At 60.2% G+C, this 16,525-nt stretch carries 16 protein-coding genes, 1 pseudogene and 2 CRISPR repeat arrays; of the genes and pseudogenes, 7 read left to right on the plus strand and 10 right to left on the minus strand.

The genetic code is table 11. The features are described from left to right. The first annotated feature begins 52 nt into the window (after positions 1-52). A CRISPR array of direct repeats spans positions 53-500; the repeat unit is 28 nt; unit sequence TTTCTGAGCTGCCTGCACGGCAGTGAAC. Between the two features lie 432 nt (positions 501-932). Further along, entirely contained in the window at positions 933-1,955 is a 1,023-nt protein-coding gene (locus HX851_RS42240) for a hypothetical protein (RefSeq protein ID WP_177063966.1), read from the plus strand. A 125-nt stretch (positions 1,956-2,080) separates the two neighbouring features. Then, a CRISPR array of direct repeats spans positions 2,081-3,369; the repeat unit is 28 nt; unit sequence TTTCTGAGCTGCCTACACGGCAGTGAGC. A 164-nt stretch (positions 3,370-3,533) separates the two neighbouring features. On the opposite strand, the pseudogene HX851_RS42245 reads toward HX851_RS42240, so the two are convergent. Continuing rightward, a pseudogene (locus HX851_RS42245) lies at positions 3,534-3,728 on the minus strand (DUF4113 domain-containing protein); the annotation flags it as partial. Positions 3,729-3,869: 141 nt separating this feature from the next. Between HX851_RS42245 and HX851_RS42250 the strand changes: the two are divergent. Then, complete coding sequence (locus tag HX851_RS42250; RefSeq protein ID WP_177063156.1) at positions 3,870-4,421, plus strand: arsinothricin resistance N-acetyltransferase ArsN1 family B; 552 nt, start codon at positions 3,870-3,872, stop codon at positions 4,419-4,421. Between the two features lie 402 nt (positions 4,422-4,823). Here HX851_RS42250 and HX851_RS42255 read toward each other — a convergent pair whose 3' ends face one another. From HX851_RS42255 to HX851_RS42270, 4 genes are all read right to left on the minus strand, one after another. Beyond that, entirely contained in the window at positions 4,824-5,897 is a 1,074-nt protein-coding gene (locus tag HX851_RS42255) for an ArsO family NAD(P)H-dependent flavin-containing monooxygenase (RefSeq protein WP_369680898.1), read from the minus strand. 40 nt (positions 5,898-5,937) lie between these two features. Further along, positions 5,938-6,360, minus strand: coding sequence for an arsenate reductase (glutaredoxin) (gene arsC / locus HX851_RS42260; RefSeq protein ID WP_177063968.1), 423 nt, complete (start codon positions 6,358-6,360; stop codon positions 5,938-5,940). Positions 6,361-6,474: 114 nt separating this feature from the next. Further along, positions 6,475-6,831, minus strand: a complete 357-nt coding sequence (locus HX851_RS42265) for a metalloregulator ArsR/SmtB family transcription factor (RefSeq protein ID WP_177063154.1) — start codon at positions 6,829-6,831, stop codon at positions 6,475-6,477. Beyond that, positions 6,828-7,250 (minus strand): arsenate reductase ArsC, encoded by a 423-nt coding sequence (locus HX851_RS42270; protein WP_177063153.1) that lies wholly within the window; start codon positions 7,248-7,250, stop codon positions 6,828-6,830. The genes HX851_RS42265 and HX851_RS42270 overlap by 4 nt, the downstream gene beginning before the upstream one ends. 33 nt (positions 7,251-7,283) lie before the next feature. Between HX851_RS42270 and HX851_RS42275 the strand changes: the two genes are divergently transcribed. After that, positions 7,284-7,559, plus strand: coding sequence for a hypothetical protein (locus tag HX851_RS42275; RefSeq protein WP_177063969.1), 276 nt, complete (start codon positions 7,284-7,286; stop codon positions 7,557-7,559). A gap of 57 nt (positions 7,560-7,616) precedes the next feature. Then, positions 7,617-9,290, plus strand: coding sequence for a methyl-accepting chemotaxis protein (locus tag HX851_RS42280; protein WP_177063152.1), 1,674 nt, complete (start codon positions 7,617-7,619; stop codon positions 9,288-9,290). Positions 9,291-9,313: 23 nt separating this feature from the next. On the opposite strand, the gene HX851_RS42285 is transcribed toward HX851_RS42280, so the two are convergent. Further along, on the minus strand, positions 9,314-9,775 hold the full coding sequence (locus tag HX851_RS42285) for a tautomerase (protein ID WP_177063970.1): 462 nt from the start codon (positions 9,773-9,775) through the stop codon (positions 9,314-9,316). A gap of 94 nt (positions 9,776-9,869) precedes the next feature. Here HX851_RS42285 and HX851_RS42290 point away from each other — a divergent pair, with 94 nt between their 5' ends. From HX851_RS42290 to HX851_RS42300, 3 genes are all read left to right on the plus strand, one after another. Next, positions 9,870-10,901 carry a GlxA family transcriptional regulator gene (locus HX851_RS42290; RefSeq protein WP_177063971.1) on the plus strand — a complete coding sequence of 344 codons (1,032 nt, stop codon included), beginning with the start codon at positions 9,870-9,872 and terminating at the stop codon, positions 10,899-10,901. Positions 10,902-10,994: 93 nt separating this feature from the next. Beyond that, positions 10,995-11,189 (plus strand): hypothetical protein, encoded by a 195-nt coding sequence (locus tag HX851_RS42295; protein WP_177063972.1) that lies wholly within the window; start codon positions 10,995-10,997, stop codon positions 11,187-11,189. Next, positions 11,186-11,680 carry a DUF2878 domain-containing protein gene (locus HX851_RS42300; RefSeq protein ID WP_177063973.1) on the plus strand — a complete coding sequence of 165 codons (495 nt, stop codon included), beginning with the start codon at positions 11,186-11,188 and terminating at the stop codon, positions 11,678-11,680. The genes HX851_RS42295 and HX851_RS42300 overlap by 4 nt, the downstream gene beginning before the upstream one ends. A 19-nt stretch (positions 11,681-11,699) precedes the next feature. On the opposite strand, the gene HX851_RS42305 is transcribed toward HX851_RS42300, so the two are convergent. Genes HX851_RS42305 through HX851_RS42320 form a run of 4 tightly spaced genes read right to left on the minus strand, consistent with a single transcriptional unit; the run spans position 11,700 to position 16,515 of the window. Beyond that, positions 11,700-12,653: a PDR/VanB family oxidoreductase gene (locus HX851_RS42305; RefSeq protein WP_177063974.1), complete on the minus strand. Its 954-nt coding sequence runs from the start codon at positions 12,651-12,653 to the stop codon at positions 11,700-11,702. A 51-nt stretch (positions 12,654-12,704) separates the two neighbouring features. Further along, positions 12,705-14,222, minus strand: coding sequence for an HAL/PAL/TAL family ammonia-lyase (locus HX851_RS42310; RefSeq protein ID WP_177063975.1), 1,518 nt, complete (start codon positions 14,220-14,222; stop codon positions 12,705-12,707). Next, on the minus strand, positions 14,219-15,259 hold the full coding sequence (locus tag HX851_RS42315) for an Ldh family oxidoreductase (RefSeq protein ID WP_177063976.1): 1,041 nt from the start codon (positions 15,257-15,259) through the stop codon (positions 14,219-14,221). Before HX851_RS42315 ends, HX851_RS42310 begins: the two co-directional genes overlap by 4 nt. Then, positions 15,256-16,515 carry an aromatic ring-hydroxylating oxygenase subunit alpha gene (locus tag HX851_RS42320; protein WP_177063977.1) on the minus strand — a complete coding sequence of 420 codons (1,260 nt, stop codon included), beginning with the start codon at positions 16,513-16,515 and terminating at the stop codon, positions 15,256-15,258. Before HX851_RS42320 ends, HX851_RS42315 begins: the two co-directional genes overlap by 4 nt. Positions 16,516-16,525 lie beyond the last annotated feature (10 nt).

Genomic DNA, 16,525 nt, shown 5'->3' on the forward strand with positions numbered 1-16,525 from the left:
CTGCCTGCACGGCAGTGAACTGACTCTCTCCATTCGTTGGTTCACCCGGTTATTTCTGAGCTGCCTGCACGGCAGTGAACAGGCTGATGGGCAATGACGCAGGCTCGTAAGTTTTCTGAGCTGCCTGCACGGCAGTGAACCCTCAACGGCAAACCGCATGCCAATAAAGAGGTTTCTGAGCTGCCTGCACGGCAGTGAACCCCTGCTCTTTCCCGCGGCTGATCGCGCACCTTTTCTGAGCTGCCTGCACGGCAGTGAACCAGGCTGACAGATTCATGAGAAGAGCCATCGATTTCTGAGCTGCCTGCACGGCAGTGAACGCAGACAATCATGCTGACAAACTTTTCAATCATTTCTGAGCTGCCTGCACGGCAGTGAACCACTGGGGCCGGAAGGTGACCGTTCGTGATACTTTCTGAGCTGCCTGCACGGCAGTGAACCTGGGGGAGGCAATCAAGATGGTTTTCTCTGGTTTCTGAGCTGCCTGCACGGCAGTGAACTAGAGCAATCCGAAGATAACGTATTGTTCGAAAAGACAAATGATCTGCAACACCAACTTTACCCCTATTTTTTCACTCTCCTGTAAGTCTTTGATTTCTAAAGGTGGTATTTCATCTTGAAAAAAGAGGGTCTGCTCGCAGGCTTATCGGCAACCGACCTTGAGAGCAAGCCCATTCACGAGATTGGCCGAGACAACATCTGCGGCGCAACACGGGCATCGATGCGCCTCAACAGTCAGCTCAGATGTTGCAGCACATTGAGCGAGGTAGTCAGCGCTCATGGAGCCAATGCTTGTGGGCTTTCCAATTGCTGCTACTGTTTCACGCTGATAGCAATCGCCCTCGTCATCCTGCAGCAATACTCAGCGTATAAGCCTTGGATAGGTCTGCGCGGCATGGGCACCTGGGGGCTCTCACACGGAAGGGACGCCTATGCCTGACACTAATGACCCAAACAATGGCCTGCCCAATGCCAGCAGTTTTTTCATCCCTGTCATGACCACGGTTTGCGTGCTTCTGTTGATGCTGATCCTGGTGATAAGGCGCCTGCATCGGCATCAGGAAAACGAGGAGCAGCAGCCACCGGCCATCACCGACTGGCGCACACCTGTCACCCACAGTCTGCGTCGAGGTACTTTCGGCAGGCAGACAATCGAGACCTCGCTCTCCAGCTTCGGCAACGCGCAGGCGCAGGCACTGGGCAATCAAAATCCGTCGGTACTGGAAATCCAGACGGCAGCGGCGAACTTCGACGATATCCGCGGTGGTGCCTTTCACCTACGGCATATCGTGGCCGACAATTTCCTCCGCAGAGCAGTGCAGAGCGTTTTGAACAGCCGGGTCGACGAGCGGATGGCAGTGGTACGTGCGGTGTTCGTAGCAATGAACGCCAATACCCTCGTGGCAACCTGGGACACTGTGGTGCAACGCCTGCAGAATGGCCGGGCCGATCGCAACTGGTATCAAATATTGGGAGCTACTCACGTTCGCGATCTGCGGACCGGTCTTAACAATACAGCGGGCCAACTGTTCTATTCGGACCAGCAGACCAACCTCCTTGCCGGTACAAATATAGACGTCACTGGCGATGCGATCGGCATCCTTGGCGAAGACCGAGTGAGCTCCATCGTCAGCAGCGCTACGGACCTGATGGAGTCCCTGAACCTGAGGCCACGCCTGATCCATCTAGAGGGTGAAATCCTACTGGGGTACACCGGCTCATCAGGGGCCTATCGTCGATATGGCTATGACTCCCGCCGCCACCACGACACACCTGAGGATGCGTTGCGCCTGATGTCCCACGGGCAAAGCCTACGTGCATTGAGTCGTTCCGACCTGAGCGTGGTATTGCGCTACCTGGTGTTATATCGCCGCCGCGAGGTGCTTGCCGGTCTGCTGGTTATCCTGTGGTCCATCTGGTACGACTTCGGCCTTCCATCGCTCAACTGGGAGTAATGGGCGAACAGCGTCCACATCAGGTTACCTATGTGCTTCGGGCTTCCATCTACTGACTAGGCCCGCTCAATAAACACCTATACGGCAGCGAACGGCCTAGCCGCCGGTGTGTGGTTCTAGTTCTGTTTCTGAGCTGCCTATACGGCAGTGAGCGCCGAGCTGTTCAAGTCGTTCGACGGCCTGAATTTCTGAGCTGCCTATACGGCAGTGAGCCACAACCTTTTTCCAGCCCGCCAGGCGCGACATTTCTGAGCTGCCTATACGGCAGTGAGCGCTCACATCGAGGCCGGTGTTCCGACGGTCAATTTCTGAGCTGCCTATACGGCAGTGAGCCGTTCACAAAGACCCAGCAGGTGCACATGTGCTTTCTGAGCTGCCTACACGGCAGTGAGCATGGGGGATCTGTGGTGGCAGCCTGACCACCATTTTCTGAGCTGCCTACACGGCAGTGAGCAGACAACGGGCACAAGGTCTTCAAATGGCTGTTTTCTGAGCTGCCTACACGGCAGTGAGCTTTCTCCGCGTTCGTACTTTGCAAACGTTGAATTTCTGAGCTGCCTACACGGCAGTGAGCGTGCCAGCCAGGCGGTCTTTGCCCACCAGTTGTTTCTGAGCTGCCTACACGGCAGTGAGCCTGCATCGGTGAAATTCATCGTTCCACCGATCTTTCTGAGCTGCCTACACGGCAGTGAGCCCAAGTCCGTCGATGAAGTGGTAGACGCGTTATTTCTGAGCTGCCTACACGGCAGTGAGCGCAACAGAATGCACAATCCCCTCACGCGCAAATTTCTGAGCTGCCTACACGGCAGTGAGCATGTGGTTCCGTGCAGCATCGATAAGGTTCTTTTTCTGAGCTGCCTACACGGCAGTGAGCATCCAGTCAGCGCCTTCGAAGTCGCCATTGTATTTCTGAGCTGCCTACACGGCAGTGAGCCCTTTGCGCTCAATGGTCGTAGGGATGGTCTTTTTCTGAGCTGCCTACACGGCAGTGAGCTCTTCCACAGCACAAGTTGCGCCGACCTGATTTTTCTGAGCTGCCTACACGGCAGTGAGCACAACTCGCTGGATGACTGGCTGAACGTCGATTTTCTGAGCTGCCTACACGGCAGTGAGCAAGATTGCTGAAGTGATGTTCGACAAGGCTCTTTTCTGAGCTGCCTACACGGCAGTGAGCCCACCAGCAGTCGAACGAACTCCGCGACGTATTTTCTGAGCTGCCTACACGGCAGTGAGCCCTGGGTGGATATGATGAATTCCTGCGCGAATTTTCTGAGCTGCCTACACGGCAGTGAGCTTTCGGATCGCCAGATCATTTTTCGGCAGACATTTCTGAGCTGCCTACACGGCAGTGAGCATCTGCGCGGTGGACTTGTCGGCGAACTTGTATTTCTGAGCTGCCTACACGGCAGTGAGCTAGACACTTTCGGTGATAAGGCTCTGCCTGCAAAGGCAAATCCCCAATAATTGCCAGTTTACCCCTCTTTTTTTGCCGTTCCGTAAGTGATTGATTTTATTAGCGGCGGGATCTCACCCAAAAAAGAGGGTCAGCCATGACACTTCGTGACGCCTCCTCTGGGCTCAGCAACAAGACACCCGCCAAAGCTGATCCAGCCGCGTGGTGAAGCTGCGGCTCATCATCTCCCGGCGCGCATGCCCCACTCGGGATTTTGCGAGACGCTGGCGGCCCGCAGTGTTCCTCTGCCCCATCGCCAGCACGGTCATTACCTTCGTTTCCTCTGCCGGTTGAGAGGCCGCGAACAGATCACATGTACGTCGCCACGGCCTTCGGTCGGGATCTGATGGAAGCCCTAGGCGCGTGACGATTCTGAGGTCACTCACATTTTCATATTTCGGACATGTCCAAAGGTGATTCAGAAAAGGTACTGTTCCTTTTTTGAATCAGGGGCGACCTGAATGGCTTTGAACATTCGTACGGCGGTAGTCGCAGATGCACACGCCATCCAGGGCATTTATGCCCCCATTGTTCTAAAAACAGCAATCTCATTTGAAGAGACGCCACCCAGCGTTGAGGACATCGCTCAGCGAATAGCGACGACGCTTCAGACATACCCCTATCTGGTGGCCGAAGAAGACGGAGAGATCAAGGGGTACGCCTACGCAAGCCAGCACCGGGCTCGTCCGGCCTACCGATGGGCCGTGGACGTGACGGTGTACATAGCCGAGTCAGCTCGCCGTCAGGGCGTTGGCCGCCAACTCTACGAGACAATGCTTCCCATACTTGATAAACAGCGGTTTCGCGCAGCGTACGCTGGCATTGCGCAGCCCAATGAAGGCAGCGTGGGCCTCCACGAGTCGCTGGGGTTCGTACACATCGGCACCTATCCGGAGGTAGGCTTCAAGCTGGGTAAATGGCACGACGTCGGCTACTGGCGGCTCGGGCTGTGCCAGTCAACCCCACCATTGGAGCCCCTTCTCTTCCCCCAACTTGAAGTTGATTCAAAGTAGGGCCACCCGGCGGGTGTTGCATGCGTTGAGCGCAGTGACTGAAGAGCTTGCAGCCCTCCTCCCACGAAGCGCTGCTGTTCAGGCCGTTGATGGGACGAATGCTCGTAGTTTGGTGAATGCGACCAAAGCGCCGATACCCAGTATTCCGGCCATGATCCAAATTAGCCAGTGGGGGCCAATCTGCACCAGGAATGCATGCAACGTGAGGAGCAAAGCGATCCACACTAGACGTGGATCAGCGGGCGCGTACGGGGGCTTTTTCGCCCGGTGAGACTCAGTCGCTCGCGGCAACGGCGATAACTGCCGGCAGATAAAACGTCGAGCCCCACGCCAGAATCTGGTTACACCCGATTGAGCCAATTAACGTAACACTCCGGCTTTTGGGCGAGGCAGCATCAGCCATCAGGCTACCCCGGCAAGATAGCGTTGCACGTGCTTGACCACGTCTCGAGCGGTACGGGTCACTCCGATCAATGTAGCGGAGGCGAGCCCCGTCCAATCGCCGTAGCCCACCAGCCATAAATTGGGTAAATCCACGCTACGGTTTTCAGTCACGATGACTCTGCCATCCGGACCGACGACACCGAGGCTGATCAGGTGGTCGAGCGCGGGAGAAAAGCCGGTGCACCAGATCACGGCGTCCACCTTCGTCTCGCTTCCGGATGGCCACACAACGCCGGTTGACGTGAAGTGCGTGAATGGCCGCACCGCATTCAGCGCACCGCGTTCACGAGCCTCCTTTACAGAGGGCACCATCACGATGTCGCCAAGCCCTCCTACGGGCTGTTGAGGCTCCAGCCCCTCCTGTTGCGCCTTCAGTCGAGCGGTGGCTCGTTCGAACAGAACGCGGCCGTCGACCTCATCTGGAAGATACGCTGGGGCTTCTTGAGTCACCCAGGTCGCCTCTGCCACTTTTGAAATTTCGGCGTAGATTTGGGCCCCTGAGTTGCCACCGCCGACGACGAGTACCGTCTTTCCCTCCAAAGCACCCGGCCCAATGTAATGCGCCGAATGGATCTGCTGCCCCTCGAACAGCGCTTGCCCTGGATAGGTGGGAATCACCGGACAGCTCCAGGTGCCTGTTGCGCTGATGACCGCTTTGGCGTTCCAGTAACGATCTCCTGAGACAACGCGCAACCCGCCGTCGACCCTCTCGACACGGGTTACCCGTGTGGAACGGATAACGGGAAAGTCATACCGGCGCTCGTACTGGGTCAGATAGTCGACAACGTCATCCCGCCCAGGAGTACCGTCGGGTACAGCCGGCATCGGCCAACCCGCAATTGAACTCCATGCAGACGGCGAGAAGAGTCGCAGCGAATCCCATCCATGCCGCCAGGCCCCACCCGGTGCCGCCCCGGCATCGAGCAATACGTAAGACAAGCCTGACCGCTTCAGAAAATAGGCGACCGTCAGCGCGGATTGACCACCGCCAATGACCACAACATCAAACGTCGCATTCTGACTCACCTCTATCCCTCCTCCAGGCTCATTCACCTTGCGCTTCAACGTCGATTCAGACCCTGCGACCATGCTTATCAATGACGACTTGTCCGTCCTCTTTGACGAAGCTTGCGCGCTGCTCTTGTGGTAGCAGGTCGAGAACCGCTTCTGACGGACGACACAAGCGTGTCCCCAACGGAGTCACGACGATGGGACGGTTGATCAGAACGGGATGAGTCATCATGGCAGAGATGAGCTGTTCGTCAGTCAGTGATGCATCGCCCAGTCCCAGCTCCTCATACGGAGTGCCTTTGATACGAAGCAAGGCTCGCACCTCGATCCCCATATCCCCAATGAGCCTGACAAGCGTGGCGCGATCAGGTGGAGTCTTCAGGTACTCGATAACCGTCGGCTCTTCTCCGCTGTTGCGGATCAACGCCAAGGTGTTGCGGGAGGTACCGCATTGCGGGTTGTGGTAGATCGTGATCTGACTCATACGGTTTTCTCGTGGTGTCGTTAGATGGATCGCTGGTTGACGCGCCTGGACAGCTCTTCGGCGGACGCCTTTCGCTCGGAGCTCGGCATTTCACTGACCCGGTTTGGAAGTGAATCAACTGCACACGGCCTGATTGATGGGACGGTCACTCATGCTACACAGGCGCTTGACCTCGCTTTCCAACCACTGTTGATTGGCATCCACCACGTCTTTTAAAACTGCAGCCACCCAGTCAGGCAAATCGGGATGCAGTCGGTAGTACACCCACTGCCCCTGGCGACGATCCATCAGCAAACCGGCGGAACGAAGCAGCGCCAAGTGACGAGAAATCTTGGGCTGGTTCAGCTCCAGGGCAGCTGTCAGTTCGCAGACACACAGCTCGCCTTGACTCACAACGAGCAGCGTAATTTTAGTTCGCGTGTCATCCGCCAGGCACTTGAATAACGTGGTGGGGTTCATGGGGTCTGTCATAGATCCTCCAGGTGTTTGGTCTTGACCAAAACGAAGAACTTGATGCGCTCGTGGATGTCATGGAGCGTATGTCGAAATGCACTGGGATCATCGCTGGTCACCGGGTCAGGAAAATCCCACGCGATGAATTCACCCGCACCTGGCATCGACTGACACTCGATGGCGGACTTGTCACAGAGGGTAATGACGTAATCGAATCGCTCAGTGCGAAACTCATTGATGGACTTGCTACGCAGGCCGGCTGCATCGACCCCAACGGCATCCAACGCCTGAACCGTGCGCGGGTCGACGTCAGACGGCTCGGAGCCCCCACTGAAGGCTTCGAAGCGCGAATCGGTATGTCTAAGCAAAGCCTCTGCAAGCTGAGAGCGGGCAGAATTGGCAACACAGACGAAAAGCACTTTGATAGCAAGGCTCATGGCGGGTCTCTGCACATATGGAAAATCGAATATATGCTTTTACGAATATTCGGTAAAGCGAATATGATGGCTGCTGCTCCGGTTTTGACCGTCACAATCCGCTTTTTGGCCTTAAAGCAAAGCTCGCTTTTCATCTGGATCGAGGGCATTACCGGAGGGAATTGGTCGGATATTGGCAAGTTGAATTTTGGATTATTAAATAAGTCAACACCTATTTTATTGATTGCCTTGAGCCCGCCCTCGACGTTCGGGCTGCGCCATCAGCAGCCGCCCAACATTAAATTTTCTACATCCACATTAATGACATAAAGCCATCACGCAGCCCTGCTACAACCGCTGGCGTAGTTCTCATAAGAGCCCGCGCCCGTGAACCTTCGTTTTGCCTTTCTCCGCAAGCCGTCACACCGTCCCGCCCTGCTGCGCCGCCTGAGCATCGGCAAGCGCCTGCTGGCCAGTTTCGGCCTGTGTGCCCTGCTGCTGGCCGCTATCGGCGGATTGTGCCTGGTGGCGATGCAGCATATTCGCCATGAGGGCGAGTTGATCGAGCAAGGACCGCTGTCGAGTATCGCCCAGGCCGACGCCATCGCCATCGACCTGGCCAAAATGCGCACCGAGGCCGCGCTGTTGCTGGTGTATGCCAACGACCCGGCCGAACTGGTCAACCGCAAGATCAACCTGCAACAGCTCAGCACCGAGGTGGACCAGGGGTTCACCGACTACCTGGCCAAGGTCCCGGAAGGCACCGAGCGCGATTCGATCAAGTTGCTGCAGGACGCCGCAAAGCAATTTGTCACCCTGTTCAAGCAGGCCATCGACCTGGTCGAGCAGAAGAAAATGAGCGAGGCCGCCAACCTGTCCAGCAACGACCTGTCCAACCAGGGCTCATTGATGGACATGCAGGTGCAGTTGCTCCGAGAACTGAACAAGCAGACCACCGCGCAAGCCCTGGAAAACACCGCCGGCACCTTTCACCAGGTGCAGTTACTGCTGCCCATCGTCATCGGCGTGGCACTGGCGCTGATGCTGTTGCAGGCCTGGCGGCTGAGCGTGAGCATCACCCGGCCGCTGCGCCAGGCCTTGCAGGTGGCCAAGACCGTCGCCGCCGGCGATCTCAGCCAGGTGGTGGTCGCCCATGGCCAGGACGAAGTAGCCCAACTGCTGCAGATGCTCGGGCATATGCGCGACCAGTTGCATGCGGTGATCCAACAGATCGGTGGCGCCGTTGGCCGCCTGAATGCGGCGACCCAGGAGATGGGCGCGATCATGCACGACAGCGCCCAGGACCTGCAGCAGCAATGCGGCGAGATCGAACAGGCCGCCACGGCGGTCACACAGATGAGCCAGGTGGTCGAGGAAGTGGCCCGCAATGCCCTGGAAACCTCCACCGAATCGCGCGGCTCCAACACGGCCGTGCGCGAAGGCCAGCAGCAACTGGACGAGACCATGACCGACATCAGCGCCCTGGCCGATCAGGTCGAACAGGCCAGCCTGCGCGCCCAGGCCCTGGCGACAGAGACCCAGGGCATCAGCAAGGTGCTGGAAGTGATCCGCAGCGTGGCCGCGCAGACCAACCTGCTGGCGCTCAATGCCGCCATCGAAGCGGCCCGGGCCGGTGATGCCGGACGCGGATTTGCCGTGGTGGCCGATGAAGTACGCGGCCTGGCACACCGCACCGATGCCTCGACGCGGGAGATCGAACAGATGATGGACGGTATTCACCTGGGCACCGGCCAGACCGTCCAGGCCCTGGCCGAAAGTGCCGCCCAGGCGGGCCGCACGCGACAACGGGCGCAGGTGGCGAAGGACGTGCTGGGGAGCATTTCCCGCTCGGTGGCCGGCATTGACGAGCGCAACCAGGTAATCGCCACCGCCGCCGAGCAGCAGGCCCAGGTGGCCCGTGAAGTGGACCGCAACCTGGTGCTGATTCGTGATCTGTCCATGCAGACGGCCAGCGGCGCCGCCCAGACCAGCACCGCCAGCCAGGAGCTGGGACGCCTGGCCGCGGAGCTGGACGGGATGCTGGCGCGCTTTTCGCTGTAGTACCCGGTATTGCCGCCGGGTCGTCAGTCGCGTCCCGTCACCAGGTGCTGCAAGTGTTCAAAACCTGCGGCCCTGGCGAAGGCCGGCAGGTTCCAGATCACCCCGTTGGCGCCCCAGGCGCCGTCGACCACCTCGTGCAGCATCACCGAGGTCATCAACCGGCGCGGGTCATCGGCCGGTTGTGCCGCGATGAACGCCTGCTGTATCAACTCGACATAACGAGCCCTCGATGCCTCGTCGAGGACCCCGGCCGGCACATGAACCGTGACGATGCACGGTACGATCTGCGTGGTCATGTCGACCGCGCCGCAGGTCCAGCTACCCGGCTCGACTTCCTCGATAACGACCCAGCACAAAAAGCGCTTCCCGGGGTCTGCCGGGATCTGCTCGGCAATGGCGGCGGCTTCGTTGATGCCACGAACCAGCGTGGCGCGTGCGTCACCGGAAAAGGCGCCCTTGGGGATTTTCAACAGAATGTTGGGCATGGAGGAGTCCAGTGGATGAGAGGTCATGCATTAGGCGTCGCGAACCTGTAGGCTTCCAGTGTCCGTTATGACTCCTTTACGGCGGTTTATGACAATGCATGATTTCACCCTTCTGGTCCTGCCCGGCAGCTACGCCAGCAGTGTCGCGGCCACCCTGGATATCCTCGGAGCTGCCGTCGCGGTGGCACCGCGCCTGAAAGCGGCGCGTCCCACCTGGCGCATCGTTTCCCCGGAGGGGAAAGCGGTCGTCCTGAGTGGCGGGCTGAGCCTCGAAACCACCGCGATACCTGACAACACCCTCGACGATCAGTCCACCTGGATCATTCCGGGCCTGGGGCTTGAGAGTTCCGCGAACATTCCCGCGAGGCTGGCGAGCGCCGATGCGCAACTGGCGATTGCGGCCATTGCTGCCCATGGCGCACGCGGCGGTTCCCTGGCCGCATCCTGTACCGGGGTTTTCCTGCTGCAGGCGGCGCAGTTGCTGGCCGGGCGCCGGGCGACAACCTCCTGGTGGCTGGCCGGCGAACTGCGTCGACTCGAATCGCGCTGCGTGGTCGACGCGGACCGGATGGTGTGCAGCGACGGTCCGGTGACCACGGCGGGCGCGGCCTTTGCGCAAACCGACCTGATGCTCCATTTGCTGCGCACGCGGTTTGGCGCTCCCCTGGCCGACGAGGTGGGCCGGCTGCTGTTGATCGACGGGCGCCAGGCCCAGTCGCCGTTTATCGTCCCGATGATGCTGTCCAACGGCAACGACCTGGTCACCCGCCTGACGCAACGCATCGAGTCGGCGCTGCCGGACCTGCCCAGCGTGGTGGAACTGGCGGACGAGCTGGCGATGTCCACCCGCACCCTCTCCCGCCACATCCAGGCGGCCACGGGCAAGAGCACCCTGGCGCTCCTGCAGAGCGTACGACTCAACCGCGCCCGGCAATTGATCGAGAGCAGCCGGATGACCATCGAGCAGGTCGCGGCACACGTGGGTTATGAAGACGCGACTGCCTTGCGGCGGTTGATGCTGAGAGTGTTTGGGGCCAATCCGAGCCGGTTTCGGGCGTCGCGGCCGAAAGCACCGCCAACACCCACGGATGATGGGTATGGCAAAGCATCGCCTGCTCCGGCATAAAACCACTACCGCCTCAAGTCGAGTCATCTTATGTCGCACAATCCTGAAGAATGCCCACGCTGTGGATCTGCCCAACACGTCCGGGAGAAGAAAATGCTGATCGGCGCGGCCAGCCCCAGGAAGCGTTTCAACGGCGAGGAGAAGGCAGGCTTTCGACGTGTGGATCAGTTGGCTGTTGATGAGTGCAAACCAGAGCTGCTGAAAGAGCCCCCATTGCAACAACTGGTGGAGGGCTTTTACTGCGATCACTGCGGCATCGGCTTTGTAGCCAGCGGTCTTTCGGTGTGAGCAAGCAGGGGCGGCTGTTGCTGAACGCCGGATTGTTCCAGCTCGGCTGGTTTGCCTGCGTGCTGGGCGCGCAACGGCCGTGGCTGCTGTTGATTGCCATGGCCTGCCTGGCTGCCCATCTGCTGTGGATTGCCGACGACCGCAACGAGTGGCGCCTGTTGTTGCAAGTGGCGACCTGCGGCTGGGTCCTGGACAGCGCCCTGCTGCACCTTGGGCTGTTTGATTTCCCCGGTTCCCAGGTAGTGCTACCCCTCTGGCTGGCCATCCTTTGGCTGCTGTTTGCCAGTACCTTGCGTCACAGCCTGAGGTGGACCGCGCGTCCCTGGTGGCTGGGCAGCCTGTTGGGCGCCTGTGCCGGGCCACTGTCCTATCTGGCTGGCGCCAGACTGGCAGGCATCGGCCTGCCGTTGGGACTATGGCCCAGCGCAGTGCTGCTGGCCTTGATCTGGGCGCTGATGCTGCCGGCATTGCACCGGCTGGCCGGACGCTAGGCTCAAGAGCTTCGGCGCCCTAAAGCGCCAACACCAGTCGCGGGGTTTTCGAGCGCGAACAACAGGGCGTGAACAGGTCGTTCAAGGCATGCTCCTTATCGCTCATGAAGACATCCCGATGATCCGGGACCCCGTCAATGACCGTTGTCATGCAAGCACCGCAGCCCCCTTGCCGGCAAGAAGCAGGCAACTCGATGCCCGAGGCACACAGCACTTCGAGCACGCTCTTGTCTGCCGGCACCTGGAGGACCAGCCCCGAATCCGCAAGCTCGACTTCGAAGGCATGATCGACATCGTGCGCCACGACCGGCGCCGCAAAGTACTCTCGGTGAATCTGCCCGGTCGGCCACCCCAGACGGTGCGCGGCGTTTATCACATGGTCCATGAAACCCTTCGGGCCGCAGACGTACAGGTGGGTATCCGCATCAGGCGCAGCCAGCACGTGGTTCACGTCCAGCCGTTGATCCTGCTCGCCACTGTCAAAGTGCAGGTGCACGCTGTCGGCAAAACCGGACGCGGCCATCTGCTGCAGGAATGCTGCGCGCCGAGGCTCGCGTGCGCAGTAATGCAGTTCAAACTCAGCCCCTTCGTGGGCGAGCTGAAAGGCCATCGCCAGCACCGGTGTAATCCCGATACCGCCGCCCAACAACACTGATTTACCCGCACCGGCTGTCAGTGGAAAGTGATTTTTCGGCGTACTGATCCATAGCCGATCTCCCACGCCAACTGCCTCGTGCATGCCACGTGATCCGCCTCGTGAGAGGGGCTCATGCAGCACGGCAATCAAGTAACGATCACGCTCCAGGGGGCTGTTGCACAGGGAATATTGGCGAGTGATGGTGGTGCTCACTTGCACATCGATATGCGCGCCCGCCGTGAAGCCGGGCAAGGACTGTCCGTCCTCACGACGCAGCTCGAAACAGCAAATCCCTTCGGCCTCCTGGCGCTTCTCTACGACGATGACTTCAAACATCAATGCGCCCTCTTCTCGGCTTACCCTTGTGCGGTTTTCTCTGACCGGTGTTCATTGCACCCTGCATAGAAAAAGCGTGTCGTCGGGGCTATAGCGGGCAATGAGTCGACTGATCGCGGCAATGTCTTCACCCAGTGGGCGGTCATCGGCATAGCGCGTCACACGTGTGCGCACCGCTTGGTAAATGGCCAGCGTCGCGGGTGCCGGTTTCAGGTCGGGCTCCAGGAGGTCATAACTTTGGCAAGCCGCCAGCAGTTCAATGGCCAACAGGCTTTCGAGGTTGTCGAGGATCTTGTGGGCTTTCAACGCCGCCGGTGTCGGGTGGCACAGGATGTCCTCCTGCAAGCCGGAAGTGACCCCGCCGTCAAGACTGGCAGGGGCCGCAAGGCGACGGTTCTGCGCCACCAGTGACGCGGCCGTGTATTGCGCGATCATGAAGCCTGACTCCTCCCCGCTGCTGCCCGCCAGGAAAGGCGGCAGGCCGCTGACCAAGGGGTTCACCATGCGATCGATACGACGCTCGCAGATGGCCCCCAGTTGCGCCGCCGCAACGGCGATCTGGTCCATGGCCAGACCAATGCCCGCCCCCACCGCGTGGGCCTGGGAATAAATCTCTGGTGCTTCAGGGCTGCCGCACACCACCGGATTGTCGGTGACGCTGGCCAATTCGCGCTCGACCACAGTCAGCGCCTGCGCCCATACGTCGTGCACCGCACCATGGACATGCGGAATGCTGCGCAGGCTCAAGGGGTCTTGGGTCTTGCGCCCGCCGGCGGCCAGCAGAATGCCCGAGCCGGCGAGCAAGGTGTTCAGCCGCTGGCTGACGTGCATCAGTCCTGGCGACTGGCGCAACGCCATGGACACGGGGTGCAAGGCACGGATCTGGCAGCGCTGGGTTTCGAAGCTGAGCGCGGCCACGGTATCCGCCCAGTTCAATAGCCGACGCGTGCGCTCCAGCAGCACACTGCCCAGCCCCGTGACACAGGGCGAACCGTTCACCAGACACAGGCCCTCCTTCGCTTCCAGCACCAGGGGTTTGACCCCCAGGCGATCGAGCGCGACCGCGGCGGACAGGCGCACACCGTCCATCACGCACTGGCCCTGGCCGATCAACAGCAAGCCGATATGCGCCATATGACTGATGTAACCGACCGAGCCATGACGTGGCACCTGTGGGGTGCAAGCGGCGTTGAGCAACAGGACCAGACGCTCGACCACCTCCAGCCGCAGCCCGGAATAGCCATGGGCATAATTGTTGATGGCAGCCACCATGATCGCCCGCGTTTCGCTGACACCCAGCGGCCTGCCAACCCCCACGGCGTGGCTCATCAGGATGTTGCGTGACAAGGCCTTTTGCTGCGCGGGCGGCACCACCGTATCGGACAGTGCGCCGACGCCGGTATTGACCCCGTAGGCCCGCAGGTTGTTGTCCACCACGCTGCGCACGATGGCGTGGGCGTTGTCGATGCGCGTCCTCGCGGCATTCGACAATTCCAGTACCGCTTGCCGAGTGGCGACTTCAGCCACCTGCGCGACGCTCAACGGCTGGTCAAGCAGTACCAGGCTCATTGGGCACCTCCAGTGCGCGCAACGGGCGATCCCTGAGCGACATACCGGCCGATCAAGTCCCAGAGTTCGCGGGGTACTTCGATGCCGTTTTCATTGCGCTGGCGCGCTTGCAGGCGACGCGCACCGGGCAGGCGCACCTGGGGTTCGGTTTGCAGCGCAGCGAACAGGGCTTCGGTACGCGCCACGAAAGCCGCGCCACCAAAGGCTGCCGGATCAAAAGCAATCACCAGTTGTCCGGTTCGTGGCGGCCCACCTTCACAATCGCCGAAAGAAGACGCTTCGAAGGAAAAGTTGGAACCGCTCAACCCACCGGCCAGGATGTCGATCAGCAAGGCCAGGCTGGCGCCTTTGTAGCCACCGATCGAGCTCAGGCTGCCGGCCATTGCCGCATCGGCATCGGTGGTTGGCTGACCATCGGCATCCAGGGCCCAACCGGCCGGTAACGCGACACCACGGCGGTGTGCATCAATCACCGCCACCTTGGCCACGACACTGGAGGATTGATCGATCACCAGTGGCGGGTGCCCTTGCCGTGGCGTTGCAAAGGCCAACGGATTGGTACCGAAAAACGCCTGTTTGCCGCCATGGGGGGCAATCGAAGGCGAGGCGTTGGCGACCATCAGGGCTACCAGCCCCTGTTCGGCCAGTTCTTCGACAAAATAACCCAGCGAACCGCAGGCGTAGGACTGCCCGACCGCCAGCGCCGCCATGCCCTGGCGCCGTGCGGACTCGACCAGCAAGGGCATGCCCACGGCCAACGCCGGATGGGCGAAACCGGTTCGCGCATCGACACGAATCAGTGAAGGGGCCCGCGCCTCGACACTCGGTTGCGCATTTCCGTCAACCTTGCCGCACGCGGCGTGATCACAATAGGTTGGCAGGTAGGACAAGCCCACGATCTGCTGCCCGTCACGCTCGGCAAAGGCAATCGAGCGCGCCACAGCCCGTGCGTTGTCGGGGCTGACATGGCTGGCAACCAGTGCGGCGGCGGTACGGTTTTCGATGTCAGCGAGACTGACGATCAATGAGGTGCTCATGCTGCGCTCTCCCGATGGATAAGGTGGGTTTGAGCCAGCGGTGCCAGCTCGGCCAGGAATTGATCGGCGTACCAACGAATGAAGTCGCGCGTACCGCCTTCGATCAACTCGGAGTACGGACCGGGGCGATAGGCGCTGCCACGAATCCCCAGGTGATTGTTTTCTGCCAGGAGACGGTCCTGGTCGTTGGTCACGGCCCAGATTTCCTTGAGCCGATCGACGTGATAATCCACGCCCTCGCGGGCATCCTTGTGCACCAGCCAGTGGGTGGTCACCAGGGTCTCCTCCGGACCGATCGGCAACACCCGGAAGGTCACGGCGTGGTCCGCCTGGATATGGTTCCAGGTATTGGGCAGGCTCATCAGGCGCACCGAGCCCAGGTCGGGGTCGGTCAGCTTGCCCAGCAAGCGTGAGCACCCCGGTTTGCCGTCGACCGTCATCGACACACTCCCCTCGCTGAAGGGCAGGCGCACGGCGCGGTAACGGTCGTTGCCCTGGGTATGGGCATGAGGAATGCCCAGGCGGTCCCAGTCCGCCGCCTTGCGCTCGACCAACGCCTTGTATTCGGGCTTGATGCGCGGGTCATTCGGATCGTCGAACTCGGTGATGATGTGCATCAGCTCCGGGTGTGAGCCCACGCAGTGGTAGCACTCGCGATTGTTCTCGATCACCAGTTTCCAGTTGGCCTTTTCCACCAGCGTCTGGGTGCAGGCCACCTTGGCATCGTCCAGGCCATGGGGCAGCAGATAGGGTTCGACGTCCCGGCGAAACGGCTCGAAGTCGCTCGGCTCATCGGCGAAATTGATGAAGATGTAGCCACCGGCAATGCCCACCGCCACCGGCGCCAATTGGAAGTCGGCACGGTCGAACTCATCGCCCATCAGGCGCGTGCCGATCAGTTGCCCTTCCAGGTCATAGGACCATTGGTGATACGGGCAGACCAGTCGTCGGGTGCTGCCGCGTTCCTCCAGGCATATCCGTGAGCCGCGATGGCGGCAGGTGTTATGGAACGCGTTCACCTCGCCGTCCTGGCCCCGGATGATGATCACCGAGTCGCGCCCTACTTCCACCCGCAACCAGTCACTGGGCTTGGGGATCTCGCAGGTCATGGCTGCGAACAGCCACTGGCGGCGGAAAAACACCTGCATTTCCAGTTCGAAGAAATCCCGATCGACATAAAAGGGCTGCTCCAGCCCCCAATCCGGGCGCCGCTCGGACAACAGCGCATAAGCACGATCAATCACACTCTGATGCATGGCAATACCT

Origin of the sequence: Pseudomonas gingeri (genome assembly GCF_013385635.1) — a bacterium.
Lineage (GTDB): Bacteria > Pseudomonadota > Gammaproteobacteria > Pseudomonadales > Pseudomonadaceae > Aquipseudomonas > Aquipseudomonas gingeri_A.

What these genes read in the sequence shown, in the direction of transcription:
- HX851_RS42285 (WP_177063970.1), bottom strand. Translation starts at nt 9,775, where the DNA reads ATGCCCAACATTCTGTTGAAAATCCCCAAGGGCGCCTTTTCCGGTGAC.
- HX851_RS42250 (WP_177063156.1), top strand. Translation starts at nt 3,870, where the DNA reads ATGGCTTTGAACATTCGTACGGCGGTAGTCGCAGATGCACACGCCATC.
- HX851_RS42270 (WP_177063153.1), bottom strand. Translation starts at nt 7,250, where the DNA reads ATGAGCCTTGCTATCAAAGTGCTTTTCGTCTGTGTTGCCAATTCTGCC.
- HX851_RS42315 (WP_177063976.1), bottom strand. Translation starts at nt 15,259, where the DNA reads ATGAGCACCTCATTGATCGTCAGTCTCGCTGACATCGAAAACCGTACC.
- HX851_RS42305 (WP_177063974.1), bottom strand. Translation starts at nt 12,653, where the DNA reads ATGTTTGAAGTCATCGTCGTAGAGAAGCGCCAGGAGGCCGAAGGGATT.
- HX851_RS42275 (WP_177063969.1), top strand. Translation starts at nt 7,284, where the DNA reads ATGCTTTTACGAATATTCGGTAAAGCGAATATGATGGCTGCTGCTCCG.
- HX851_RS42295 (WP_177063972.1), top strand. Translation starts at nt 10,995, where the DNA reads ATGCTGATCGGCGCGGCCAGCCCCAGGAAGCGTTTCAACGGCGAGGAG.
- HX851_RS42240 (WP_177063966.1), top strand. Translation starts at nt 933, where the DNA reads ATGCCTGACACTAATGACCCAAACAATGGCCTGCCCAATGCCAGCAGT.
- HX851_RS42310 (WP_177063975.1), bottom strand. Translation starts at nt 14,222, where the DNA reads ATGAGCCTGGTACTGCTTGACCAGCCGTTGAGCGTCGCGCAGGTGGCT.
- HX851_RS42320 (WP_177063977.1), bottom strand. Translation starts at nt 16,515, where the DNA reads ATGCATCAGAGTGTGATTGATCGTGCTTATGCGCTGTTGTCCGAGCGG.
- arsC (WP_177063968.1), bottom strand. Translation starts at nt 6,360, where the DNA reads ATGAGTCAGATCACGATCTACCACAACCCGCAATGCGGTACCTCCCGC.
- HX851_RS42290 (WP_177063971.1), top strand. Translation starts at nt 9,870, where the DNA reads ATGCATGATTTCACCCTTCTGGTCCTGCCCGGCAGCTACGCCAGCAGT.
- HX851_RS42265 (WP_177063154.1), bottom strand. Translation starts at nt 6,831, where the DNA reads ATGACAGACCCCATGAACCCCACCACGTTATTCAAGTGCCTGGCGGAT.